The sequence below is a fragment of the Prosthecobacter debontii genome, assembly GCF_900167535.1.
Taxonomy (GTDB): Bacteria; Verrucomicrobiota; Verrucomicrobiia; order Verrucomicrobiales; family Verrucomicrobiaceae; genus Prosthecobacter; species Prosthecobacter debontii.
Map to the genome: position 1 here is coordinate 50,871 of NZ_FUYE01000016.1, position 24,507 is coordinate 75,377.

General features: G+C 59.2%; 18 protein-coding genes. 11 read left to right on the top strand and 7 right to left on the bottom strand.

Annotated features, from left to right (window positions below):
* Nucleotides 1-164: 164 nt before the first annotated feature.
* The 3 genes from B5D61_RS19690 to B5D61_RS19700 form a co-directional block, all read right to left on the bottom strand.
* On the bottom strand, nucleotides 165-803 hold the full coding sequence (locus B5D61_RS19690) for a response regulator transcription factor (RefSeq protein WP_139373381.1): 639 nt from the start codon (nucleotides 801-803) through the stop codon (nucleotides 165-167).
* The gene (locus B5D61_RS19695) at nucleotides 800-3,139 is read right to left on the bottom strand and encodes a PAS domain-containing sensor histidine kinase (RefSeq protein WP_078815149.1); all 2,340 of its coding nucleotides are present in this window, start codon (nucleotides 3,137-3,139) and stop codon (nucleotides 800-802) included. The genes B5D61_RS19690 and B5D61_RS19695 overlap by 4 nt, the downstream gene beginning before the upstream one ends.
* 778 nt (nucleotides 3,140-3,917) lie before the next feature.
* Nucleotides 3,918-6,500: a peptidase MA family metallohydrolase gene (locus B5D61_RS19700; protein WP_078815150.1), complete on the bottom strand. Its 2,583-nt coding sequence runs from the start codon at nucleotides 6,498-6,500 to the stop codon at nucleotides 3,918-3,920.
* 250 nt (nucleotides 6,501-6,750) lie between these two features.
* Between B5D61_RS19700 and B5D61_RS19705 the strand changes: the two genes are divergently transcribed.
* The 9 genes from B5D61_RS19705 (at nucleotide 6,751) to B5D61_RS19745 (ending at nucleotide 17,207) form a co-directional block, all read left to right on the top strand.
* Entirely contained in the window at nucleotides 6,751-9,480 is a 2,730-nt protein-coding gene (locus B5D61_RS19705) for a DUF1592 domain-containing protein (protein ID WP_139373382.1), read from the top strand.
* 119 nt (nucleotides 9,481-9,599) lie between these two features.
* Nucleotides 9,600-10,394 carry a hypothetical protein gene (locus B5D61_RS19710; protein ID WP_078815152.1) on the top strand — a complete coding sequence of 265 codons (795 nt, stop codon included), beginning with the start codon at nucleotides 9,600-9,602 and terminating at the stop codon, nucleotides 10,392-10,394.
* A 98-nt stretch (nucleotides 10,395-10,492) separates the two neighbouring features.
* Nucleotides 10,493-11,380 carry a UTP--glucose-1-phosphate uridylyltransferase GalU gene (galU, locus tag B5D61_RS19715; protein ID WP_078815153.1) on the top strand — a complete coding sequence of 296 codons (888 nt, stop codon included), beginning with the start codon at nucleotides 10,493-10,495 and terminating at the stop codon, nucleotides 11,378-11,380.
* A 363-nt stretch (nucleotides 11,381-11,743) separates the two neighbouring features.
* A complete protein-coding gene (locus tag B5D61_RS19720; protein WP_078815154.1) occupies nucleotides 11,744-12,187 on the top strand; it encodes a hypothetical protein in 444 nt (147 codons plus the stop codon).
* A 94-nt stretch (nucleotides 12,188-12,281) separates the two neighbouring features.
* On the top strand, nucleotides 12,282-13,355 hold the full coding sequence (locus B5D61_RS19725) for a CHC2 zinc finger domain-containing protein (protein WP_078815155.1): 1,074 nt from the start codon (nucleotides 12,282-12,284) through the stop codon (nucleotides 13,353-13,355).
* 160 nt (nucleotides 13,356-13,515) lie between these two features.
* Nucleotides 13,516-14,622, top strand: coding sequence for an AAA family ATPase (locus B5D61_RS19730; RefSeq protein WP_078815156.1), 1,107 nt, complete (start codon nucleotides 13,516-13,518; stop codon nucleotides 14,620-14,622).
* Between the two features lie 1,046 nt (nucleotides 14,623-15,668).
* The gene (locus tag B5D61_RS19740; RefSeq protein ID WP_078815157.1) at nucleotides 15,669-16,328 is read left to right on the top strand and encodes a hypothetical protein; all 660 of its coding nucleotides are present in this window, start codon (nucleotides 15,669-15,671) and stop codon (nucleotides 16,326-16,328) included.
* A gap of 187 nt (nucleotides 16,329-16,515) precedes the next feature.
* A complete protein-coding gene (locus B5D61_RS26440) occupies nucleotides 16,516-16,689 on the top strand; it encodes a hypothetical protein (protein WP_176159550.1) in 174 nt (57 codons plus the stop codon).
* Nucleotides 16,690-16,964: 275 nt separating this feature from the next.
* Nucleotides 16,965-17,207 carry a hypothetical protein gene (locus B5D61_RS19745; protein ID WP_078815158.1) on the top strand — a complete coding sequence of 81 codons (243 nt, stop codon included), beginning with the start codon at nucleotides 16,965-16,967 and terminating at the stop codon, nucleotides 17,205-17,207.
* 12 nt (nucleotides 17,208-17,219) lie between these two features.
* Here the strand turns inward: B5D61_RS19745 and B5D61_RS19750 are convergent, their stop codons facing one another.
* On the bottom strand, nucleotides 17,220-17,942 hold the full coding sequence (locus B5D61_RS19750) for a CDP-alcohol phosphatidyltransferase family protein (RefSeq protein WP_217699020.1): 723 nt from the start codon (nucleotides 17,940-17,942) through the stop codon (nucleotides 17,220-17,222).
* A 116-nt stretch (nucleotides 17,943-18,058) separates the two neighbouring features.
* Between B5D61_RS19750 and B5D61_RS19755 the strand changes: the two genes are divergently transcribed.
* On the top strand, nucleotides 18,059-18,901 hold the full coding sequence (locus B5D61_RS19755) for a helix-turn-helix domain-containing protein (RefSeq protein WP_176159551.1): 843 nt from the start codon (nucleotides 18,059-18,061) through the stop codon (nucleotides 18,899-18,901).
* Nucleotides 18,902-19,052: 151 nt separating this feature from the next.
* Here B5D61_RS19755 and B5D61_RS19760 read toward each other — a convergent pair whose 3' ends face one another.
* The 3 genes from B5D61_RS19760 to B5D61_RS19770 all read right to left on the bottom strand — a co-directional run bounded on the left by B5D61_RS19760 (nucleotide 19,053) and on the right by B5D61_RS19770 (nucleotide 22,056).
* The gene (locus B5D61_RS19760) at nucleotides 19,053-19,664 is read right to left on the bottom strand and encodes a hypothetical protein (protein ID WP_078815160.1); all 612 of its coding nucleotides are present in this window, start codon (nucleotides 19,662-19,664) and stop codon (nucleotides 19,053-19,055) included.
* Between the two features lie 73 nt (nucleotides 19,665-19,737).
* A complete protein-coding gene (locus tag B5D61_RS19765; protein WP_078815161.1) occupies nucleotides 19,738-20,355 on the bottom strand; it encodes a hypothetical protein in 618 nt (205 codons plus the stop codon).
* A 111-nt stretch (nucleotides 20,356-20,466) separates the two neighbouring features.
* The gene (locus B5D61_RS19770) at nucleotides 20,467-22,056 is read right to left on the bottom strand and encodes an excinuclease ABC subunit UvrC (protein ID WP_245846573.1); all 1,590 of its coding nucleotides are present in this window, start codon (nucleotides 22,054-22,056) and stop codon (nucleotides 20,467-20,469) included.
* A gap of 168 nt (nucleotides 22,057-22,224) precedes the next feature.
* Between B5D61_RS19770 and B5D61_RS19775 the strand changes: the two genes are divergently transcribed.
* Complete coding sequence (locus B5D61_RS19775) at nucleotides 22,225-24,504, top strand: FdhF/YdeP family oxidoreductase (protein ID WP_078815162.1); 2,280 nt, start codon at nucleotides 22,225-22,227, stop codon at nucleotides 24,502-24,504.
* Nucleotides 24,505-24,507: the final 3 nt, after the last annotated feature.

Genomic DNA, 24,507 nt, shown 5'->3' on the forward strand with positions numbered 1-24,507 from the left:
CAGAGCAAGAAAAATGAGCGCTCTGTGTGATGAAGCAAGCGTGCCGTGTGAGTCGAAAACATCCAGGCAGGCTGAGTCGGGATCCCCGACAATAAAAAACCGCCTGGAGCACCCCAATACTCCTCGGCGGTTTTCGATGTGGTTGGTGTTTGTGCGAGCAACTCTTATTTCTCAACCCAGCGGACGGCTTCCATGAGCAGTTCGCGAGCGGAGGCAAGACCCAGCTTCTGCCGGATGTTTGCCTTGTGGGCGTCCACGGTTTTGGCGCTGAGCTGAAGTTTTTCAGCGATCTCATGGGAGTCGAAGCCACGGCCGACCATCTCGAAGACTTCGAGCTGACGGTCGCTAAGCATGCGCCCTGGTTCGCCACGGGAACCGGAACGAGGACCACCACCGGAGACGATGCTTCCCAGCAGGTTGGCGCTGAAAAAGAAGCCACCACCGAGCACCTGACGGACAGCCTGAAGCACGCGAGCAGCGCTCTCGCCCTTCATGATGTAACCCATGGCACCGGCACGGAGGCAACGCTCTGCATAGACGTTTTCGTCGTGCATGGAGTAAACCAGGACGTGGATTTCAGGATGGCTCTGCTTCAGTTTCTTCACCAGATCCACGCCGCTACGGTCTTTCAGCGTGATGTCCAGGATGATGACGTCTGGCTTCAGTTTAGGGATTTGCATCAGAGCGGTGTTAGCGTCTTCTGAGGCACCAACGATTTGAAGGTCCTCTTGACCTTCCAAGATCTTCTTCAGACCTTCGATCACGATGGGGTGATCATCGAGGATGTAGATTTTGTATTTCACGGTTTGTATTTCTGTTTGTTGTGGGTCGTCGCTTGGGGTGTATCCCCGCTGGGTAGCAGGGGAAATTTGCAGGTGACTCGCACGCCTCCTCCGGGAGGGCAGGTCACTGAGAAATCGGCATGGATGAGGCTGGCCCGGTAGTTCATGACGCGGAGGCCGATGCCTTCTTGACCAGGGCGGCAATCGAACGTGCTGCCGTTGTTGGTGATCTCCATCACGGCTTGGCCCATGGCCTCTGCGCGCAATGCGATGGTGATCTTCTTCGGGTTGCCATGACGCATGGCGTTATTGATCGCTTCCTGGGCGATACGGAAAAGATGGGTGCCCTGGGTGGGGTCGGTGATCTTGGCCTCGAGGTCCGAGCGGAACTCGCATTCTCTGCGAAAGCTGGTCTGCACAGTGTCGGCGAGCAATTGCAAGGAGGCTGCTAGATCCCGGTTCTGAATCGCCGCCGGGGACATGTTGCGGGAAAGCTGACGCACCTGCTGGATGGCCTGCCTGACCAGTTCATGAATTCGGCCTGCTTCCGATTGTTCGGTGCCGACCAGTTTGGTTTGAAGCATTTCGACCAAGGCGCCGATGCCCGTTAAGAGCTGGCCGACTCCGTCGTGGAGGTCATGACCGATTCGAGCTTGCTCCTGCTCGATGGCCTCCATGAGGTGATGCTGGAGGCGTTGCTGCTCGGTGATGTCGATGGCCGTGATGATGTAGCTCTCAGCCTCGTTGTTGGCATTCCGCGTGGCTGTGTTGTGAACCTGGATGATCCGCAGTTCCCCGGATTTCGTGCGAGCTCTGGAAATGGCGGTGACTCGCGGTGCCCCAGCTTGCAGTTTTTTGAGCCGCTCCATCGTGCGGGGCAGTTCTTCAGGATCGACGAGTCCGCTTTCCCAAATGGTTTTACCCACCAGTTCCTTAGCGTTGTAGCCGGAGACTTTTTCAACCGCCGGATTGACCTTCAGGATCTTTCCTTCCAGGTCCACCATGCCGATCATGGCTGCGGATTCTTTGAGCAAGGTATCGTTCAGCAGCGACTGCTTTTTAAGATCCTGTTCAGCCTGACGGCGGGCACTGATGTCTGTGAAAATGATGATGCCTTGACCTGCTTCGGCATTGGTATCGGGGAGGAAAGTGGCGGCAGCGTGGGCGTAGAGGCCCTTACCTTCACGGCTTTTTAACGTGACTTCGATATCGCGTCGCGGTTTGGTGCTGACATCGATGACGTGTTTCCAAAATTCGTCTGGTGGGCGATTTTGGTTATCGAGCAAGTCAGGCACCCTCATCTGAGTGAGCTGCTTCTCTGTGTAACCCAGCATTCTTCGCAGGGCGGGGTTCACTTTCGTGATCTGGAGGGTCGTGTCATACACGGCCACGCCGGAGGGGTTGTTTTCAAAGAGGCCTCGGTAGTAGGCCGCCTGTCTTCGGGTGTATTCCTCGGCGGCCAGTTGCTCGCGGATGTCACGGGTGGTGACGAGGACTCTTTCTCCAGGCAGGCGGCGCAGGACAATTTCGACCTTTTGCCGATTCCCATCTTTAGGCAGGTGAGCTCCGCGGAGCGTCACTTTTTGGAAAGATCGAGGTAAGGCAGGCTCCTTTTTCTTGCCCAAGTCCATGAACAAAACATGGGTGATGGGACGGGTATGGAGTTCAGCTTGAGTGTAGCCGAGGGCATCGAGAGCGCCTTGGTTGGCGAAGAGGATGCGCCATTGCTCATCCACTAAAAAGATGCCATCCACCCACTCTTCCACCAGGGTCCGACACAGAGCATTGAGTGAGACTTCATTCCGGAGGGCCTGCGTCGCCAGTGCCAGGGGGGTGATCACCTGGACCAAGCCCAGGGTGCGGATCATGTGACCCTGATCATTTCGGGTCAGGGCACGCCAGTCATGCTGGATCCACTCCCAGCGACCATCTTTACAGGCCACGCGCATCTGCACCGTTGCAGTGCTCATCTCGCCACTCAGGAGCGCTTCGCGGCCTTCTTTGACGATTTCAATGTCGTCTGGGTGAATGAGGGAATCCCAGCGTTCGGGGAAGGAATCGATTTCCTCAGGCGTGTATCCGTAGATACCTGCGAGGCGGTTCCCGTTTTCCAGGAACGTCTGAGTTGCAAAGTCGTAGATGTAGCCAACGCGGGTCTCAATGCCATCGATCCACGCATTGGAGAGGGGTTCGGACTCGCTCGCATTGGGCGTGGGCGGCGTCTCCAGCCGTGCCACCAGCCCACGCAGCGAGTCTTCGGGATACGCTTCCTCTGCACTGGTTCCACCTACAGGCACATTCTCGCCACGATTGGGGAAATCGTGTGGAATATGAGTTTGTTGGTGCCTAGCGCTCACGTTTTCAGTAAGAAATATCTGTGTTTTAATTTTGCCGACTACACCCTTAGGAAAGCTCGTCCTGTTCTAGGTGCAATGCTTTTTTCTAAATACGTATCAGGCGGGGGGAACGAAACATCTTCATTCCCACAGGAAACGATTGTGATCCCTATTGAGGGCAGCGATCCGAAGACGGGGGGTAGAAAAGCTTGCTGAGGCATTCTCTCTCTAGGGTTACGGGAGGTTCGGAGAAGGTCTGTGATGCGCTTTCTGGAGCCAAATCACAGGGAGATTGCGGGGATCTAGGCCTCAGTTTCCTCAGCTTCAAAGCAGGACTGGGTGAGAGGTAGGTAGAGCGGGGGTGGTCTCAGATCTGCGAAGGATGCCCCAGAGGTTTTGTCCGACAATGCCTGGATCGCTTACATGCGCGGTGAGAGGCATCTTTCTGTCCCTAGAGCCGTCGCCCAAGTTGAAATCATAGGGGATGCGTGGCCTCGGGACATCTCCAACGGGAACGCGCCCCAAGCGCTCACGTGCAGTTTTTTGGGTTGAGCCGGACAAATTCCCCTGATGCAGTGAGTGAAACGTGAACATGCTCACCATCCTGTAGCTTGTGAACCCGGGTGAAAACGCCCGCATTTGAGGGGACACAGAGAGGCCTGTTAGTTAAATTTACAAACAAAGAATTAGGGGATTACTTGTGCCTTTTAAATTACTGCGATACACAAATTTGTGCATCCAATCTGGGAGTGTGAGTAGACGCCACAGGCCTCGCTTTTACCGACGCTGTTTTTTTGGCCTAACCATTCCAATCGCGAAGAAGGCGATGGCCTTCCTGAAAGCGAGGTGCTAGCGAGAGGCAGTCTAAGAGATGCCGTTTAGCAAGCTCGGCATCTGTAGGTTTGAGTAACTGCGCCAGCCTGAAATGCGTCTGCGGAGCCGTGGCTGGATCAAGGATCAAGACTCGTCTCCAAGCCTGGATGGCTTCGCTGATTTGCCCTTGGGCTTCAGCGGACTCTGCGAGGGCTTGTTGCGGGCTGCGTAGGAAGGGATTGAGCGCCAAGGCACGTTGAGCATGGGTCTGAAGGGCCGACCAGTTTTGCTGCCGGGAGTCTTCTTCAATCAAGCGAAGAAAGACGGCCATCGCGCTGCTTTCATGATCGGCGATATGGCGGAGGACTTCGAGTTCTTCGGTCTCTTTTTTCAGACCGCGCAACGCTTCGGCTTTGAGCTGGTAGCCACCTTGCTCACTCGTGTCTTCAGGCAGTAACTGAATCAAGTCCTCGGCAGCTCGCAGCACTTCGTCCCATTTTTCTTGCTGGACCATCGCCTCGGCATAGCGCCGGATGGCCCACAAGTTGGAGGGGTGTTTCTGACGGAAGGCGGCCAGTGATCCTGCATCCAAGGGATTTACCTCTTCGGGTTGAGGGGTCTGCCAGTCAGCGAGGGCGCCGAATTGGGTTTTGGCGAGGTTTTGGAGATGGGCGGCAAAGTCCTTCTCCAGTTTGCCAATGTCTTCGGTGTTGGCGGAGATGGCGTCATTGATCCGTTGGCCCTTCGCTAAGCTTTTGAGGATGCCGTGGAGGGCCTCTTGGCCGAACCGTTCCATGATGTAGGCGACCACCTGACTGGATTGGTAATACGCAAACATGATGTGGTCGTTGTCGGGTGCATTGAGAAAGGCACTGCTCAGTTGGCTGACCGGTGTCGCAGCTTCGTCCTCGAGGATCATTTTGCGGAAGTCCGCATCCATCTTCATCCCCCAGGCGGGCTGATGCTGAGTCTCTTCATAGACGCTGATGCCTTCACTCAGCCAGCGGGGCATTTTGTTATGGGTGAGGGTCAAGGTCACGACGTGACAAAACTCATGCCAGAGGGTGGATTCCCAATTGTTGCGCCCGTGCGCCAAGCTGCCTGGGCTATTCATGGTGATGACGGTGCCAAAGCAGACCCCGAGGAGGCCTTGACCACCTAAGCTACCAAAGGTGCGGATGGCAAAATCCTGCTGCGAGCCGAAGAACTCGACCATCACAGGCCGGTTCAATTCCAAGCCATACTTGGGGCACAGCGTGCTCTTGGCTTCTCGGAGGAGCGCTAAAGCGCGTTCTCCGTAAATCGGCCAATCACGCTTGGGCATCTTCAAGATGAAGTCGGGGTAACTTTGCGTCACATACCCCTGCATCTCTTTTTCGAGAAGACCGATGTTATGGGCTTGGATGTTGTAGCCATCTTCTTCGCGGATTTTAGCCGCCAACTTCCAGGCTTCTTCTTCCTCACCGAGTCTCAGCAGATCATGGCAGAGCTGCACCTTGGCGGGGAGGTAGCTTGGGGAAAACTGCAGCGCACGTCGTTGGTAGGTGGCTCCTTCGGCAAAGCGATAGGCCCGTGAAAGGATGCGCCCGAGCGTGTGATCCACCGCAGGATTTTGGCTCCATCGTTCCAATCCCTGAGCTCGGGCTTTGGTGATTTTCGCAGTCTCCGAGGCACTGAGTTGAGCAATGGCAGCGCGCAGCGCCCAGGCTTCGGGGCAGTTAGGCCGCGTGTCCAAGACCTTCTGGAGGGTTGCCTCAGCCTCCAGGAACTTTTCAGCGGCGATCAGCATTTCAGCGCGCATCAGCAGGGCTTCGGCGTGCAGTGGATTCAGTTCCAGGGCTCGGGCGATGTTCTCGTTTTGCTTTTCACGATCCCCGGAGGAAAAGGCCTTGGCTAGTCCCGCACGCAGATCGGCGGTTTCGCCGTGAGCTTTCAGTCCTGCGCGGAAGACGTCGGCCGCTCGGCCGGGATCATCTTTTTCCAACGCTAAATGGCCCTCGGCGAGATAGGCGGACTCCAACGTGGGCTGCTTTTTCTGGGCCACGGAGAAATACTGGGCGATCACCTTTTTCGCATCGGCTCCGAGCGCCAAGGCGGCTTGACCCAGCGCCACCCACTCCGCCGCTGTGCGATCTTTGGCCGCTTTCGTCTTGGCGGCAGCGTTGACCTCCGTCAGGGCTTGGGAGGCGATGTCCTGCCTGCCGATGCGCAGCGCGTTTTCATGCTGTAGCATGAGCAACTCCAGATTCCCTGGGAAGGTTTTGATGGCGAGTTGGACTTCATCTCGGGCGGTGATTTCCTCGCCTTGGTTCATCAGGGCGCGGAGGCGCAGCAGACGCCAGTCGGGGGCTTTCATCCCGCGCTGAATGGCGGCCTCAGAGATGCGGGCACACAGGTCATACTCACCCCGTGCGAGCATTTGGCTCACGGGTTCCAGATTTCGGTCTTCGAAGAGCCGATCCACATCCAGGTCCTGAGCCTGAGTCTGGAGCACCAGCGCACAGCAGGTGGTGGTCAGGAAGAGCTGAGGGAAGCGCATGACGGTGAGCACAGCATAGAACGTGCGCACTCGGGGCAATCCTGCGCGGCAGTCCGCTCAAAACGGAAATCATAGCCGAGGCGTCCTAGATCGGCAGGCTCGCTGGGGAAATGGGGCAGGGGGCATTGCCGCGCACCCCCACGTGACCCAGAGGCCCTTTCGGGAAGCAACACTGGAGGAAAAGCAGACAATTCACGAGGTGGGAAATCTCCTGGCCGGAGCGTGCGTATAGAGTATGAGTCGTCCCTTTACGCCGTCGAGTTTCCCCCCAAGCCTCCTCATGTCCGTTCTTCGTTCCATCGTTCTGTTGTCGAGTTTACCCCTGGCTAGCGCCTTTGCGGCCGAGCCTCTGGCGACGCGTGGCCAGGCGGCCTACGAGCAGAAGATCAAGCCGATGCTGGTGCAGTATTGCTTCGATTGTCACGCCGATGGCATGGACAAGGGCAACTTCACCTTCGACAAATACACGGATTACACCGCCCTCCGTGCAGACATGAAGTTTTGGGATCATGTGCGTCAGCAGATCGTCACCCACGTCATGCCTCCAGAGAAAAAGGAGAAGCCCAGCCTGGAGCAGCGGGATGAAATGGTGGCCTGGATCGATGATGCGATCTTTTGGTTTGATCCTGCCAGGCCGGACCCTGGCCATGTCACCTATCGCCGACTGAACCGCACGGAGTATAACAACACGGTTCGGGACCTGCTCTTGGTGGATAGCCGTCCGGCACGTGAGTTCCCCCCCGATGACACGGGCTATGGCTACGATAACATCGGGGATGTGCTCAGCCTGTCTCCGATGCTGATGGAGAAATACATGCGTGCGGCTAGGTCAGTGGCCACGGATGCCATGGATGCCAGCTCTCCGGGGCATCTCGACACCGAGATCCAAGGGCGCAAATTTTACAAGCAGAAGGGCGAGACCCAGGAGGACGGCACCTTCCGTTGGTTCTTTGCCAATGCCGAAGTCTCGCAGAAGTTCTACGCACCTGCGGATGGAGCCTACACCATGGAGCTGGAAGCCGCGGCCACTCAGGCTGGCACAGACCCCGCCCTGATCGGTATCAAACTGAACGGCAAAGAACTCTCCACCTTTGAGATCAAACAAACCTGGAAGGCTGAGAATCCGAAGTGGGAGACCATCACCTACACGCTCAATCTCAAAGCGGGTGAGTCCAAGCTCTCTGTCGCCTTTCTCAATGACTTCAGTGATGAGGCCAATCCCGATGCCTCCAAGCGTGATCGCAATGTGGTGCTGAAGGACGTGACCATCCGCGGGCCTCATAGCTTGCTGCCTCCACGCGGTAGCCGTTTCCTCCGTTGGTTGACGGATAACAAGCCTGTGGCACGCCCCTTCCTTCAGCTTACCGGCGAGGATTTTGAAAAAGGGCAGGGGAGTGCCCATAAAGACACGGGGGGCATCCTCCTGGGGAGCAGTGGTTATGTGAAGCATCCCATTCAGCTCACGACCGCGGGCAAGTATCGCATCAACATCAAGGCGGGGGCTCAACAGGCTGGCGACGAACCCGCCAAGTTTGATGTGCGTATCGCGGGTAAGACCGTCGGAGCCTTTTCCGTGACGGCCAAAAACCAGACGCCTCAGACCTTCGATCTCCAGACCGAGCTCCCCGCAGGCAGTCACGAACTCCAGATCTGGTTCCTCAACGATTATTATGAGGCGGAAACCAAAGCGGATCGAAACCTGTGGATTCATCAGGCGCGTGTGGAAGGTCCCTTGAACCAACCCGCAGGCATTGCGGCAGAAGCGGTCCCGGCCCTGGTGGAAAAGATGGGCACCCGTCTTTTCCGTCGCCCGATCCGTGAGGATGAAAAGAAGAAGTGGCAGGACTTTGCCAGCCTGGCGCTCCAGGAAGGGGAAAAGCCGCTCGGTGCGCTCAGCTTCGTTCTCGAAGGAATGCTGGTGTCTCCGTCCTTCCTCTTCCGGGGGGATCCCCAACCTGTCGGCGAGGTCAAAGACGGTGTCGCACTCGTGGATGAATACACCTTGGCCAGCCGCCTCTCTTATTTCCTCTGGTCCGCTCCACCGGATGATAAGCTGCTGCAATTGGCCGCTAAGGGCGAGCTGCGCAAGAACCTCGCGACTGAGATTAAACGCATGATCGCGGATTGGCGTGGCTGGGCTCTGACCGAAGACTTTGCCGGTCAATGGTTGCAAATTCGCGACATGGACATCGTCTCCCCAGATACCCGCACTTTCCCGGAGTGGAAGGGCGGTGTGGCAGGCAGCATGAAGAAAGAGACGCAGCTTTTCTTCGATCACATCCTGCGTGAAAACCGCAGCGTGGTGGAGTTCCTCAACGCCGACTACACCTTTGCCGATAAGAAGCTGGCGCAGTGGTATGGCCTCAAAGATGTCAAAGGTGACAAGTTTGAAAAAGTTTCCCTCCAGGGCACTCCCCGTGGCGGCGTCTTGACTCAGGGCACCGTCCTTCTCGTCACCTCCGGGCAAACCCGCACCTCACCGGTGAAGCGTGGGAAATACCTGCTGGAAAACATTTTGGGCACCCCACCCCCACCAGCTCCCGGGGGCGTGCCGCCTCTGGATGAGGCCAAGGTGAAAAAGACCAAGATGACCTTGCGTGAGCAGTTTGCCCTGCATCGCGAGCACACCTCCTGCGCCGGTTGTCATGCTTTCCTCGACCCGATGGGTTTTGCCTTCGAGAACTACGACGCGATCGGTCGTTACCGGGATTCGGAAAAAGGCCTGCCCATCGATGCCGCAGGGCAGCTCGTGCGCGGACAGCAGTTTAAAAACATGGTCGAGCTGCGCAATATCCTGGCCAAGGACATGGCCGGTGATTTCACCCGCAATCTCACCGAAAACCTTCTCACCTTCGCCCTAGGACGTGGTCTGGAACACAGCGACAAACTGGCCGTGAAGGAGATCACGCAGAAGACCGTGGCGGCTGAATATCACTTCCAGTCCATGATTCAGGCTGTGGTGGAGAGCGTGCCCTTCCAGAAGATGCGTGTCAGCGCCGAGGCTGAATGAGTGGGCGTGGTGGGTGAGAGGTAAGACCCCGAGTGTGCTTCCTCTCCACCTTGCGCCCAAGCCCGCCCCGGCCTATGCATGGCGCTTGAGGCCCGTTACCCACCGGGCTTTTCCCCACCATGTCCGACGTTCCTCCACCTTCCTCTGCGACTCCAGCCAACGCCACTTCAGGGCGCGTCATTCGTGCGGCCCTCATCATCTTCCCCCTAGGCACCGTCATCTTGGGCATCGCCTCCTTTGGCATCTGGTGGGTGAAGCGGGTCCAGGTGGAAGAGCGTGGCTACAAGTATGCCTTGGCCCTGCGTCGAGACATCACTGAAGCGGGGCTGGCCCGACACATCAGCATTCTTCAGGACGTTTACCGTCAAACGCCGGATAAGCTTCTGCCCTCCGTGGCGGCCTATCTGGAGTCCAGCATGGGCGCCGAAAACATGGGCTACCAAGTCCGGCGCGATACCTTCCAGCAGGGCGGGATTGACCTCTCCAACGTGGATGTCGAGCTGACGAACAAAAAGCGTTTCCGCGAGATCCTTCTCGTGCTCGTGCCTTACGGTGACACGGATCCTGCCCGTCAAACCGCCGAAGTTCAGGCCCTCGCCACCCTCTTATCGGTCGCACACGCCATCACCGGAGAGTCCGGTTCTCAGACGCTCCGTCTCGCCGCCATCCCCGCCGCCCATGATGCCACCAGTCTGGAGCGCTTCGTCGCGGCGGCTCGGGGTAAAGAAGAGCGCTTCATGCAGGTCTTCGTGCTCGGAGATCCCTCCCCGGCCACCCAAACCACGCTGCAAAAGGCCTTCCGAGTCGAAGAGACCGGCACCGTGATCCATCATCTCCCCGCCACCCAGGACTCCGCGACGACCTTGCCCGCCGCCCAGGCTCTGAAGACGCGCTTGCTTGAGCTGTTGAAGTGAAGTCAAGGCGGCGGACGGGCCTTGATCGTCGGCAACACCTTTCACAGATGTCCGCCCTCGCAGTTGCAGCCCCGTGCACCGCTGCTAGGCTCGCCCCCATGTCTTCCGCTCCCGTTCGTGTCCGTAAAGCCGTCATCCCCGCCGCCGGTTATGGCACCCGCTTTCTGCCCATCTCCAAGGCCGTGCCGAAGGAGATGCTGCCCCTCGTGGATAAGCCCGTGATCCAGTATGTGGTGGAGGAAGCCGTCGCCTCCGGCATCACCGACATCCTCATGGTCATCAGCCGCAGCAAGCGCGCCATCGAGGAGCATTTCCACCCCGCCTTTGACCTGGAAGCCGAGCTGGAGGCCAAGGGCCGCACGGAGGATCTCCACGCGCTGCGCCGTCTGCAATCCATGGCCCGCATTCACTTCATCTGGCAGCCGAAGATGGGCGGCCTCGGCGATGCCATCCTCTACGCTCGGGACCATGTGGGGGAGGAGCCCTTCGCCGTCTTGCTGGGAGATACGGTGGTGACGACGCAGGATGAAACCCGCCCCGTCACCCGCCAGCTCGCCGATGTGGTGGAGCAGCATGGTGGCTCCGCCGTGGCCCTGCAGCAGGTGCCGGTGGAAAAGGTCAGCCGCTACGGCATCCTCGGCGGACAGGAGATCTCCCCTGGCCTCATCCGCGCCACCCAATTCGTGGAGAAACCCAAGCCCGAGGAAGCCCCCAGCAACCTCGCCGTCAGCGCCCGCTACGTCCTTTCCCCCCGCATCTTTGATCATCTGGAAAAGACCCCGAAAGGCAAGGGCGGCGAGCTGCAACTCACCGACGCCATGGCCTCCCTCATGCAGGAGGAGACCCTCCACGGCCTCCGCTACGACGGCCAGCGCCACGACATCGGCAACAAGCTCGACTTCATCAAAGCCAACCTCCACTTCGGCCTCCAGCACCCCGACATCGGGGAGGCGCTGAAGGCGTGGGTGAAGGAGTTGGCTCTTTGACCTGCCCGCGGGGTCTTGGGCATTCACCGTTCGGAGCCCCGCCTTCAGGCGGAATCTCGGGAGCTGGCTGAGGTCAAAGAGTCCGGCTCAAGCCGGGGCTCCGAGCGGCGGAGGCAGAGCGAAGGGTAGGCCGGATGTGTTCGGTCGAGGACATGCAGCTGCATCGAGCGACTTTGCGACCGAACTATCCGGCTGTCTTTGGATACGGCAGTCGTGACAGTGAACGACACGTCTTCCGCAGCCGGATCGTTTGGCCAAGGAATGGGCTGGTGTCACCAGATCATTTGCGCCAAACACGATTGTGCTTGGAGGACGTTGATGAGTCGGCACACCGTGGATGAGGCCCCCTATCCCCCGACGTGTATGAAGACCTGGCCCAAAGTTCTCCTCGTTTTGGCACTCGTGGCGGTTGTCGGTTGGGCTGCGGGGCCGGTGGTGACACGCATCCTGCATTTTCGGCCTCGGGCTTGCAATCTGAAGAGTCTGTCACCCGATGGCTCGGTGTGGGTGTATGGCCTGCCTTTCCAAGGCGTTGAGCCGCATCCGTTGGATCGTTGCCTCCGACTTTACATGCCAGAGCATGCCTGCTGCCAGACGACCATCCTCTGCGAGGGCGACATCCGCATCGTTTGGCTGAACGACCCTGATCGGAGTTTTTCGGTGTTCAAGAGGGAGGAGCGGGTGATGACCTGGCGCACGGTGGGAGATGAGCCCAAATGCACCTTCGGCGCCCATCGGATCACCTATGATCCCCATGAGCTATGGGCCCGCACGGGCCGTGCGGGCCCTGAACCGAGTCTGCCGTGAATCGGTGTTTAAAACTCAATGATTCACTAAAAACGCAAATAATCACATTTCGGGTTTGATTTCTGGTTAGCCTGTTCCATGAAGGCAGGCAGGTATGCAAAACGATTTGCGGTTACTGAAAGACAAGCTGCTCATCCCTGAGGTGTGGCAGAGACTCGGCCTCCAAGGCTCCCCGGGAAAAGCTTGCCGATCCCCGTTCAGGCAGGATCGACACCCCTCCTTCTCCATCCATGAGGCGGGCCGCCGCTGGAAGGATCACGGCACGGGGCAGAGCGGGGATGTCATCGACTTCATCGCCGCGGCGTGTCAGGTGGACAATGCCGAGGCCACGCGGCGTTTCCTGGCGCTGGCCGGGGTGCAGCCTCAGCCCAGTGGCTCGACATCCCAATCCTGCGCGACGAAGGCCCACCGTGGCGGTCGTCCGGTGAGCCTCAAGAGCCAGCGCCCCAATTCAACGCCAACCCCAAGTCCCGGCCCAGGCCCAGGCCCAGGCAATCCCGGCACGGTTTTGCATCGCGGTTCCGCCGCCAATGTGGAGGCCGTGGCCCGCTCACGCGGCCTCGATCCTGCCGCGGTCGCCCTGGCGCGAGGGCTGGGCACGCTGGCCTTTGCCGAGATCTGCGGCAGCCCCTGCTGGCTGCTGGGGGACGGTGCGCAGCGCATCGTCGAGGCTCGGCGTATGGATGGTCTGCCCTTCCCCGAGTATGCGGGGCTAGGCGAGCGCAAGGCGCACACGCTGCGCGGGAGCCACAAGGACTGGCCGGTGGGCGCGGCGGTGCTGAAGGACCTGCCCCACATCCGCGCCCTCATGCTGGTGGAGGGCGGGCCGGATTACCTGGCTGCGCTGCATTTCATTCTGAGGGCCGAGGCCTGGGATGTGCTGCCCATCGCCATGCTGGGGCGCAGTGCAGGCAGCCGCATCGCCCCCGAGGCGCTGGACCTCATCGGCGGACGCCCCGTGCGCATCTATCCGCATCAGGATGCCGATGGCGGCGGACTGGCCAGTGCCAAGACCTGGGCCGACCAACTCCACGCCCATGGCAGCGCGGTTCAGATCTTTCAGCTCTGCGAACTTCACCGTCAGGATGGCCGCCCGATCAAAGACCTGAACGACGCGGTGGAACTGGACTCGACCGAGCACCTGCATCTTCAAAAACTCACCCCCTAACAAATTTTGATATCAAATAAACGCGGGCGAAAAGCCCAGACTCCCCAAACCCTACCGGCTGAAGCCGGGACTCCGAACCCGTGACTCGGTCCAATGACCCCACCTTCGGGAAACCAAGAACCAACAACAACGAACCAAGAACGAACACCCACACCCTCCCATGACCCCGGAAGAACGCATCATCACCTACATCCCTGAGCCTGTCACCGAGACCCTCAGCGCCCCATCGGCTGAGGTTCAAGAGGAGCCACCACCGCCGCGCATCACCTTCGAGCCGCCTTCGTTTTACCTGAATTACGTCGTGCCGCCCGATGCTCTGCTCATCGGGGAGCATCACTTCGTCCGGGGAGACATCACCGTCATCGGCGGCGTGCCTGGCTGTGGGAAATCTCGCCTGCTCACCTCCCTCGCCATCGCCGGGAAGCTCGGCCCAGGACACGAATGGATGGGCCTCTCCGTCAATGCCCATTTCAAGACCGCCATCATCCAGAATGAAAACGGCCTCGTGCGCGTCCGCAATGAATTGCGCGCCATCCAGGTGCAGGGGCATGATCTGGATGACTGGTTGCACATCACCCCGCCACCGCCCTTTGGCATCGGCTTTACCGACCCTGTTTTCCGCGAGGAACTGCAAGTCTGGCTCCAGCAGATCCAGCCCGGCATCCTGGCCATTGATCCCTGGAACCGCTGTGTGGACGATGATAAGGCCAGGGACTACCGGGCCGTCATCGAGGCCATCCACTCCGTCATCCCCGCCGAGATCCCCAAGCCCGCCATCGTCATCGTCCATCACCTGCGCAAGCAAAGCCTCGGTGACCCGCGCCGTCGTGGGCGTGACCTGCTCAATGAACTCTCCGGCAGCTACATCATCGGCAGCGCCTGCCGCGCCGCCTTTGTCCTGGAGCCCGTCACCGCCCAGGGCAGCGATGACCGCCTCCTCTTCACCTGCGCGAAGAACAACGACGGCCCCATGGGCGAGCCCACCGTCTGGCACCGTCGCGATGGCCTCTTCGCCCGCTGCACAGACTTCGATTGGGATGAGTGGGAGAATGGTGGGCCTAACAAACGACGTGCCATCGACCTCGAAGACCTAGCCGCCGTCTTTGAGGACGGAGATAAAACGATGTCGCGAAAAGAGGCTGCGCTTGCCCTTCAAAGCCATTGCCCCGCTTCCGCCCGAAGCTCCGTTTATGAAGCCCTCCGGACGGACGGGCGCTTCAGCCGCCACCTTTCGGAGGTTAGCGGATTCCTGATCTTCCGTCCGTGAATGAAAGCGTGGCAGCGGTGCAGGGCTGACTCGGCAGTCCAGAAGTCAGTCCTGGAAAAATCCGGGATTGGCCGGACTGGACTGGAATGAAATCAGATCAAAGTCGCCCGAGCTTCCTCAAGTGTCATCCATCGGCCGGTATGAGCGATCAGGCGGTGTAATAGTCGGTGGCAGTTCGCACATAGTAAAGCCACATCCTGCAAGCTGGATACACGCTCGCCTGTGAACAAAGGATTTAAATGATGGGCTTCAAAAATCGCATCTTCATAGGACTCATTGGCCGACTTTGCCACGACTTGACAGATATCGCAGCTTAACGCTCCTTTACTGCGCCTGTGCTTCAGCAATCGGCTTCGGAGTCTAGGATCTCGTTCACGTCGTTTGTGCAGTTCTGTGACCAGTCGTCCCTCCCTAAACTGGTCATCTTCCACCTCAAGGCGCAGTTTATCCAAGGAGTCTAAAGCCCGGTGAATCAAGTCGGCCTGATACCGAAGTTCGTCAGCATTTTCTCCCAACTCCTCCCATATCTGACGATCCATATTCGACACATGCGCCAAGCCCTTTCCAGTCGCCACATTTCTGAAGTTTTGTATTTTAAAGGCGACGCCTGAAGGATTTCGAAACGAGGGTTTTCGGGCTGCCAGGGCATGGTATGGCAGCCGTCTTAGGTCCTCTGATAGCTTTTGAACAAGGGGGTGCTTTGAAGACACTCCCTCTCCCCGAGTTGAACATAGAGGGCCAAAGCGAGAATGGTCTCCTCGCGAGTCCAATCGGGGTTGCCATGTCCATTGGTTTTTGCCATGCGTAAATGATTCACTGTAGAAAATGCTGAAGGTCAAGCCTGTCCAGTCCGATCAATGACCGGACTTTTATCGGACTCGGAATTCGGACAACCCCCAGCCAGCTTTCTGACCCATCAATCGGCGATAGCAAACTCGCACGCTCCGTTTGCACACCCGTCGGGGGGGGGAACCGGACTGGGAAAAAATAGAGGCCTTGGAGAGTTGAATCTCGACATCGGAAGCCGGGGGAAATAGAACAGGCCCATGCGTGTGAAATGGACTGTGGGGAGGATCATTCTGGCTGTCCTGGCTGTTGGCTTTCTAGGCATCGGGTTGACCTCGTTATGGCTGGGTTTTCAAAACGACCGCGATTTTGAAACCTGGGGAAACCACCTTCTAATGGAAGGCCCAGTGGATCTCTCGGAGCCTGGAGAGTTTACCTTCTCCTGCGTGCAGCTCAGCAAGATTCCCCACTCCGCTCAACTGCGGTTAAAGCTGCCCGAAGAGTTTCAGGAAAAAGATCGCGAAGAACTGATGGAGATGATGGCACCTTTAGAGGCCACCTTAACCGTCGGGCCGGAGGTGGAACTCAATATGCCCCTCTTACTTAAACATCGGACCTTGAGAGACAAACAGGTGCCGCTTTTTCGAATCCCTTTGTTAGGCAAGGGAACCCATGAGGCTAAACTGAAAGTCGAGCACGGCGTGCCTGCCCTGAAAGGTGTGCCCCAGAGGATCGAAGGGCGTTACCGTCTATGTGGCTGCGAACAGCTGGTGGGGGTAGTTGGCAAAGTGTTGGGAACGGTCTTGATCCTTCTGGGCCTTCCCTTCGCCATTCCGCTGGTGTGCGGCATTCTCCGGGAAAGGAAAGTCACGGTCACTGCTGATCCCACTCGGCCAGGAAAGACCGACGAGCCATCCTAGTTCCAGTTTTCCATTCCAGTCCAGTCCGGCCAGGGCCGGATTTTTCCAGGACTGACTTCTGGACAAGCGTCCTGAGCGACGACGCGAACCGGGCCACTGACGCCGGGCTCGCTTTGGTCTGGACTCCTTTTCGCCAGCGTGTCAGACTCTGGGGGATGAAGGGCGCAAATTAACCGCAAATCCAACCATGAAATCGTTCTTCTTTTGGCTCAGTGTCGCTCTGGGGATAGGGGCCTTGATGGGGTCCATCTTGCGTCCAGGTGTCTTGGAGATTGTGATCGTCATCGCCGCTTTGAATGGCCTTTTTTATGGTCTCCGAAGCTTCAAAAGCCGCAAGGCCGATCCCAAGGTGAGCTGCTGAAGTTGGGGCCATCGTCTCACTTGCGAAGTGGGTGAAACGATGACGTGAAGATGGGGGTGGCCCGAGGTCCATCCATCTCCGGTTGCGTCATGAGGCTTGGATGAGTTTGAAGCCGGGGCTCCGAGCCATGCCAGCGGCGTGGTGGACGCTTTTGCTCTATTGGCTAGCGCGTGGGTCGGTTTCCGTTTTGATAGGAATCACGAATGGCGGTCTGACCCATTCGTGGAGCTTGACTGTTCGCCCAAACCACAGAGTCTAGCCAGTCATTGATCCCCATGAAATCCTGCACCGCGAAGAAGGCTGCCATCCTGAGTTTGATCTTCGGTGGATTGGTCATTGCCATCGGGATGTATGTCACCGACGTGCATCTCGCGGGAAGAATCACACCCGCTCAGGATGAGGAAATCAGCGGATTGTTCGGTAATCTCCTGGGGATCGGACTCGTGGCGATTTGGGTGCCGTTTTTTTTACGCTGGATGACGGGCATCCGGGATCGGTTGCTCAAGAACCCGAAGTGAAAACAGCCTCTTTTACCTGCCTGCCTGCAAGCCCCTGACGATGAGGTTTAACCGGCGGGCAAAGGTGATGAGGGAGCCGATGAGGATGACGACCAAGGCCCAGTAGATGGCCACGGGCTCGCGACTGGCGAGGCTCTCGCCCAGGGCGATGAGGCTGCCGAGGGTGAGGACGGCCATGCGGTGTTGTTTGGCCATGGGGCCCATGAAGCTCTGCTGGCCGGTGAGGGTGCCCTGGAGGAGGCGGACGTAGGCGGTGGCCATGGCGAGGACGGCGCAGGACCAGCCGAGGGGGAGGGCCTCGAAGAGCTTGATGACGCCGGGCTCGATGCGGGTGCTGTAGCCGGCACCGACGAGGATGAGCACATCGGCGATGCGGTCAGGCACTTCGTTGTAGATGGGGCCGGTGGCGGAGGCCTTGCCTCCTTCCACCGCCACCATGCCATCCATGAGGTTGCACAGGAGGCGGAACTGGATGCCGGCGGCGGCTCCGAACCAGAGCAGGGCATTGCCCAGAGGGGTGGTGGCGTCGGTGACGAACAAAAAGCATGTCATGGCCCCGGCGGCAAAGAGGATGCTGAGCACGGAGATGGCATTGGGTGAGATGCCGGAGGCGATGAGGGCGCGGGAGAGCAGGCGGGCCCATCCGGTCTGGCGGGACTTCAGCTCGCGGCGGGGGCCGTGTTTGGCGTCGGCCTCGGGGGTAGGGGCTGGGGCGGAGTCGGGTGAAGAGGCCATAAAAGGAGATTTGTCACAGAGAATACCCATCGGCGAGACGTTCAAGGGGGACGTTTGTTTACGATGCTATCATGGTGACCCAGTCGCGAACCAAATCTCAGTTTGAGCGCATTGACATGCCGGAAGACTCTTCCTTTGCCTGGAAAGAGATCTCGGGGCGGCATTTCATGGCGCCGTTTCATCATCACCCGGAGATCGAGCTGACGCTGATCACGGCGGGGTATGGGCAGCGTTTTGTGGGGAATACGGTGGAGCCGTTCCAGGCGGGGGATGTGGTGCTGCTGGGGCCGCACCTGCCGCATGCGTGGTTCAGTGACAGCCGCTGCCGGAAGTCCGAGGCCATCGTGGTGCAGTTTCACCCGGAGACGCTGGGCGGCGGGGTGCTGAAGGCACCGGAGCTGGAGGCGGTGCGGCAACTGCTGAAGGAGGCCGTGCAGGGCATCATCGTGCAGCGGGCGCTGGCGGGGGAGATGCTGCGGCGGCTGGGGGAGCTGAGCGGGCTGAGCCCGGTGCAGCGTCTGACGCTGCTGCTGGATGTACTGGAGCAGGTGGCCCGCGCCCCGGAGTCCACCGCACGGCGGCTGAAGGCGGCCATGCCTGAGGAGACGGTGTCTCTGGTGGACCGGAAGCGGCTGGATGAGGTGCTGCGCTACATCCATGCGCATCATCAGCAGGCGGTGACGCTGACGGATGTGGCCAAGGTGGCGGGTCTGGGGCCGGAGTCCTTCAGCCGTTTCTTCCGTCGGCTCACCGGGCGCACCTTCATCGAGACGCTGATCCAGATCCGCCTAGCTAGTGCTCAGGCGCTGCTGCGGGAGAGCACGGACACCATCGCGGCGGTGGCCTATGCCTGTGGGTTTGAGGACTTGTCCAATTTCAATCGCCAGTTCCGCCGAGCCTATGGCATCACACCGAGTGAGGCACGGCGCCAGAGCCTGACGGGGCCGCTGGGGGGATAGAGCGCTGGAGAGGCCAAGGCGGGAGTGAAAACAAGCTCGTTGTTAGGCTGAGCTCATGGTTCCATCGTTGCGCACCAGCTTCCGGCTGAAGGCGGGGCTCCGAACTTGGAATCCCGAATCAGTAACTCTGAATGGAGCCGACTGGGCGGGATCAGGAGAGTTTACTCCGGATGGTCTGCAGGAGGCTCTTGGACTCTTTAGGAGCAGCTTCCTGAGCCGCTTTTTCGGCCATGGCTTTTTTGACGGGGACGGACTGATCGGTGGGATCGTTTTTCACAGCGGTTCCCACGGCGGCTTGGGTCACCCGTTTCATTTGGTCCTCAATTTGGGTAACGCGGGTGGCATTTTCTGTGACTAGCGGCAAGTCTTGGTCGATCCTTTGCTGGTTATCCCGGATGCGGCGCTGGAGCTCCGCCTCGCGCGCAGATCCTGGCACAGCGGTCGCCAGTTCTTCCTGAGCGAATTTCACATTGTCGCGACAGTCGTTGACCATCGCCGTCACCGCCTTGAGCCGATCAATGGCACGGTCCCGATCTTCCATCAGGGCAGGCAGGGTTTTGGTGAGCTCTTTGGCTTGGTCCAGTCGGTCCTTCACAATCGCTTGGACTTTGGCTTTTTCTTCTTTGGTCATGCCATTGCAGAGTGGGTTTTCCACGCCGCAGGCGGCTTTGAGTTTACTGGAGGAGGGATTGAAGCTGCCGCTGCTGACCAGTTGCTTAGCGGCTTCTTGGGCGGCGAGTTCGATTTCTTGTGGAGTGGCCATAACAGGTGTCTATTTGGCGACGGTTTCGGAAGTGTGACGAGATTTTGAAAAGGGTTCACATTTCCAGTCGGGCTCAAGCCCGCGACAGCTTGCTGGGAAAAGGCAGGAGGGGGCTCGGAGTGGCCTGCGGGGTGGCGGCGATGGCGGCTTTTTCGGCAAGGCCTGGATTCACGGGGATGGAAGCATCCATGAGATTGCCCCTGATGGCGGCGGCGAAGGCGGACTGCGCGGTCTGCTGCATCTGGGCATCCAGCTTGGTGATCTCACGCTCAAAGTGGGCTTCTTCCCGCCGTGTCTTGACGAGGCCCTGTTCGTTTTGCTGAATGCGGTCGGTGTAGTGCTGGACGAAGAGGGCATCCAGGCCGGTCTGGCGGAGCTGCTGACTGGCAAAGGCCTGGTCCATGAGGTGGTTCTTGGTCAGGTTACGGGCGGCATTCTGGCGGTTGATGGCGCGGTCACGTGCCTCTTTGAGTTCAGGCAGCATATGCGCGATCCGGCGCGCTTCCTGGAGGCGCCGGGTGACGGTGCGCTGTAGAAGGGCCCGTTCCTCATCGGAAAAACCGAGCGCGAGGGGATTGCCCACTTCACAGGCATCTTGGATGCGGTTGGAGGCATGATGAAAACAGCCCTGAGCGGTCAGCTCTGTCGCCACGAATTGGGCGGCTGTTTCGATTTGTTCGGGAGTTGCCATAGTATAGGTAATACCGTGTGGGCAAATCTCTGTAACAGACTTTCGTCAGAACAGGCTGATTCGAACCATTTTGGGTTCCTGACGAAAGAGGGGCTGCGGTGTAACCGCCCTTCACTCCGCACTGCTGCGGGAGGCGAGGAAGTCCACGATGGTGGCGGCTAGGGTCTGGCTGATGCCGGGGATCTCGGCGATCTGGGTGGCGCTGGCTTTACGCAGGCGGGTGACGGAGCCGAAGGCTTTCAGGAGGGCGGCTTTACGATTCTGACTGACGCCAGGGCAGTCATCGAGCAGGCTTTCCTCCACACGACGTCCGAGCAGGAGTTGGTGGTAGCCATTGGCCCAGCGGTGGGCTTCGTCACGAATGCGCTGGAGCAGCTTCAGAGCCCCCATCTCATGGGGCAGCACGAGCGGGTCGGGATCATGCGGGCGATAGATTTCCTCATGCTCTTTGGCCAAGCCGATGAGGGGGAGATCGGAGAGGCCGAGGCGCTGAAGTTCCTTCATGGCCATGCCGAGCTGGCCTTTGCCTCCGTCCACGATGACGAGGTCCGGCAGGCGGATGAACTTGGTTTTCTTACCCTTGCTTTCAGCGGGGGCAGGGGGCTCCTGGGTCTCCAGGCGGCGCATCATCTCCAGCGGGGTTTCCTGCGAGTAGTCGCCATCTTCCCCCATGACCTCGCGGCCCTCCAGGAGGATGCGGGAGAAGCGGCGGCGGATCACCTCAGCCATGCTGATGAAGTCGTTTTGACCCGTGACGGCCCGGATGCGGTAGCGGCGGTAGTTGGCATTGTCCGGCACGCCGTCTTTAAACCTCACCATGCTGGCCACGCAGTGGGCGGTGCCGATGTTGGCGATGTCGAAGCACTCCATGACGAGCGGTGGCTTCTCCAAACCGAGAGCTTCCTGCAGTTCTTTGACATCCGCCATGGGGTCGATGGTGGAGATGACCTTGGCTCGTGCTCCGCGCTGGAAGGTGCGGGTGGGGCTGAAGGTCTTTTTCAGATCTTCCACCATGTCTCGGAGTTCGGCGGCTTTTTCGAAGTCCAGCTTCTGCGCCGCTTTCTGCATCTCTTCTTCGAGGAGGGAGATGAGGCTCTTGCTGCCTTTACCGTCCAGGTAGGCGCAGGCTTGCTCCATGAGAGCCCGATACTCGGTGATGCTGACGCGGCCGATGCAGGGGGCGGAGCAGTTTTTGATGATGTCGTTGGAGCAGTGCTTGTAGGTCTGCTCATCGGGCCGGATGGGCTGGCAGACGCGCAGGCCGAATTTCTTATTCAGCCAGTTCAGGGTGGTGCGCAGGGCTCCGGAGTGGGCAAAGGGGCCAAAGTAGCGGGCGCCGTCGTCGCGCTTTAACCGGGTGAGGGTGAAGCGGGGGAAGTCGTCCTGCAGGTTCACCCGCACCATGAGGAAGCGTTTATCGTCACGGAAGCTGATGTTGTATTTCGGGCGAAATTCTTTGATCAGCTTCCCCTCCAGGAGCAGGGCCTCGGGCTCGTTGCGGACTTGATGGATGTCGAAGTCCCAGATGCTGGCGATGAGGGCGCGGGTTTTCCGATCCACCAGCTTCGACCTCGCGGGGGTGAAGTAGTTGGAGAGGCGTTTGCGCAGATCACGCGCTTTTCCCACGTAGATGACGCTGTTGAGGCGGTCGCGCATGACATAGACGCCGGGCGTGTGGGGCACGTCACGGAGCTTCGCCATGAGGTCAGGTTTGGAGCGGGGATCTGGCACAGGAATAAGATGAACGTCCCTCAGGCGGGCGCAAGATGCGGGCAGCGGAGGATTCTTTTATCCGCGACGTGCTGAATTGTCTTGTGCGGTTGGCTTGCATTTGGGCGTAATTAGATTTGCTTGCCCACCCCACCAACCATGTCTGCGCCCATCATCCCTGCCCAGCCGCCGGAAAAGCTCACCGGCATCCAAGTCGGTAAGACGAAGCTTTCCGCAGCCGGGGTGCCTGCGGTGGCCAATTCCCTGAAGCATGTCTATGGCAACAGCGGGCTGCTGCGCGGCACGGCGGCCATGCTGAAGCTGAATCAGATGGGCGGCTTTGACTGCCCGAGCTGTGCTTGGCCAGACCCGGATGACCATCGCAGTGCCTTCGAGTTCTGTGAGAACGGGGCCAAGGCGATCGCTTCCGAGACGACCAAGAAGCGGGTGACACCGGATTTCTTTGCCGATAACAGTGTGGCGGAGCTGGCCGAGTGGAGTGACTACGAGATGGATCAGGCCGGGCGCATCACGCAGCCCGTGGTGCTGCGTGAGGGGGCCTCTCACTATGAGGAGATCTCCTGGGACGATGCCTTTCAACTCATCGCGCATGAGCTGAATGCCCTAGCCTCCCCAGATGAGGCGGTGTTTTACACCTCCGGTCGTGCCACCAATGAGGCGGCGTTTTTGTATCAGCTTTTCGTCCGTCAATTCGGCACCAACAACCTGCCGGACTGCTCCAACATGTGCCATGAGTCCAGCGGCGCGGCTTTGAATCAAAGCATCGGCGTGGGGAAGGGGACTGTGACGCTCAAGGACCTGGAGACGGCGGAGACGGTCCTGATCATGGGGCAGAACCCCGGCACGAATCACCCGCGCATGCTGAGCAGCCTGCAAAAGGCGGTGGAAAATGGAGCCACGATCATCGCGGTGAACCCCATGAAGGAAGCGGGTCTCACCGGCTTCATGCATCCTCAGCAGATGAAGGGCATGCTGGGCAGGGCGACTCCGCTGGCCAAGCATTTCCTCCAGGTGAAGCTGAATGGCGACCAGGCTCTGCTGAAGGGCATCGCCAAAACGCTGGTGGAGGATGGCACGCTGGATCAGGCCTTCATCAAGGAGCACACCCACGGTTTTGAAGCCTACCTCCAGCATCTAGTCGGGCTGAACTGGGCTGACCTGGAAAACCTGAGCGGTATCTCCCAGGCGGACATGCAGATGGTGGCCCGCCAATGTGCCAGTGGGGATCGCAAACTGATCACCTGCTGGGCCATGGGCCTGACCCAGCATAAGAACGCGGTGGCGACGATCCAGGAAGTGGTGAATATCCACCTGCTGCTGGGTGCCCTCGGCCGTGAGAGCGCCGGGGTCTGCCCCGTGCGTGGTCACAGCAATGTGCAGGGAGACCGCACCATGGGCATCTTTGAAAAGATGCCGGAGTGGTTCATGGATAACCTGGACCGGGTCTTCGAATTCAAATCCCCTCGCCATCATGGCTGGGATGTGGTGGCCGCCATCAAGGCCATGCATGAAGGGCGCGGCAAGGTGTTCTATGCTCTGGGGGGCAATTTCCTCCAGGCCACGCCGGATACGGAATACACCGCCGAGGCGCTGCGCCGCTGCAACCTCACCGTGCACATCTGCACGAAGCTGAACCGCAGTCACTTGGTCACAGGCCGCACCGGGCTGATTCTGCCTTGCCTGGGCCGCAGTGAATGGGAGGAAGGGGGAGATCTCACGCAGTTTTGCTCGGTGGAAAACAGCATGAGCGTCGTGCATGCCTCCCATGGCACTCTGGAGCCTGCTTCACCCCACCTGCTCAGTGAGCCCGCCATCATCGCCCGCACCGCTGCCGCCACACTGGGGGATCGCTCGAAGGTGAATTGGCTGGAGCTGGCCAGCAATTACGACCTGATCCGTGACCTCATCGAAAAAGTCATCCCTGGCTTTGAAAACTTCAATGATCGGGTGCGTCAACCGGGCGGCTTTTACCTGCCCAGCACCGTGCGCGAGCGCGTCTGGAAGACCCGCACCGGTAAAGCGGAATTCAACACGCATGCTCTGGATATCCTGGTGCCAGGACAGGGGCAACTGGTGCTCCAGACCTTCCGCAGCCACGATCAATTCAACACCACCGTGTATGGCCTGAATGACCGTTACCGGGGCATCGGCAATGAACGCCGCATCATCTTCATGAATCCGCAGGATATGAAGGACCGCGAGATCGGGCCGCTGGAGCCTGTGGATCTGACCAGCCACTTCCGTGGAGAAACCCGCCATGCCCATGGTTTCCTGGCCATTCCTTATGACCAGCCCGCAGGAAGTTGTGCAGCCTATTTCCCTGAAGCAAACGTTTTAGTTCCGATCGATAGCTACGCGGATGTCAGCCTGACGCCGACCTCCAAGAGCGTATTGATCACCGTCAAACCCTCCGTTTAAGCT

Bases quoted from the DNA above. Each gene is read 5' to 3' on its own strand.
- B5D61_RS19775 (WP_078815162.1), top strand. From the start codon at position 22,225: ATGTCTGCGCCCATCATCCCTGCCCAGCCGCCGGAAAAGCTCACCGGC.
- galU (WP_078815153.1), top strand. From the start codon at position 10,493: ATGTCTTCCGCTCCCGTTCGTGTCCGTAAAGCCGTCATCCCCGCCGCC.
- B5D61_RS19730 (WP_078815156.1), top strand. From the start codon at position 13,516: ATGACCCCGGAAGAACGCATCATCACCTACATCCCTGAGCCTGTCACC.
- B5D61_RS19765 (WP_078815161.1), bottom strand. From the start codon at position 20,355: ATGGCAACTCCCGAACAAATCGAAACAGCCGCCCAATTCGTGGCGACA.
- B5D61_RS19755 (WP_176159551.1), top strand. From the start codon at position 18,059: ATGCCGGAAGACTCTTCCTTTGCCTGGAAAGAGATCTCGGGGCGGCAT.
- B5D61_RS19740 (WP_078815157.1), top strand. From the start codon at position 15,669: ATGCGTGTGAAATGGACTGTGGGGAGGATCATTCTGGCTGTCCTGGCT.
- B5D61_RS19710 (WP_078815152.1), top strand. From the start codon at position 9,600: ATGTCCGACGTTCCTCCACCTTCCTCTGCGACTCCAGCCAACGCCACT.
- B5D61_RS19720 (WP_078815154.1), top strand. From the start codon at position 11,744: ATGAAGACCTGGCCCAAAGTTCTCCTCGTTTTGGCACTCGTGGCGGTT.
- B5D61_RS19750 (WP_217699020.1), bottom strand. From the start codon at position 17,942: ATGGCCTCTTCACCCGACTCCGCCCCAGCCCCTACCCCCGAGGCCGAC.
- B5D61_RS19770 (WP_245846573.1), bottom strand. From the start codon at position 22,056: ATGGCGAAGCTCCGTGACGTGCCCCACACGCCCGGCGTCTATGTCATG.
- B5D61_RS26440 (WP_176159550.1), top strand. From the start codon at position 16,516: ATGAAATCGTTCTTCTTTTGGCTCAGTGTCGCTCTGGGGATAGGGGCC.
- B5D61_RS19745 (WP_078815158.1), top strand. From the start codon at position 16,965: ATGAAATCCTGCACCGCGAAGAAGGCTGCCATCCTGAGTTTGATCTTC.
- B5D61_RS19760 (WP_078815160.1), bottom strand. From the start codon at position 19,664: ATGGCCACTCCACAAGAAATCGAACTCGCCGCCCAAGAAGCCGCTAAG.
- B5D61_RS19725 (WP_078815155.1), top strand. From the start codon at position 12,282: ATGCAAAACGATTTGCGGTTACTGAAAGACAAGCTGCTCATCCCTGAG.
- B5D61_RS19705 (WP_139373382.1), top strand. From the start codon at position 6,751: ATGTCCGTTCTTCGTTCCATCGTTCTGTTGTCGAGTTTACCCCTGGCT.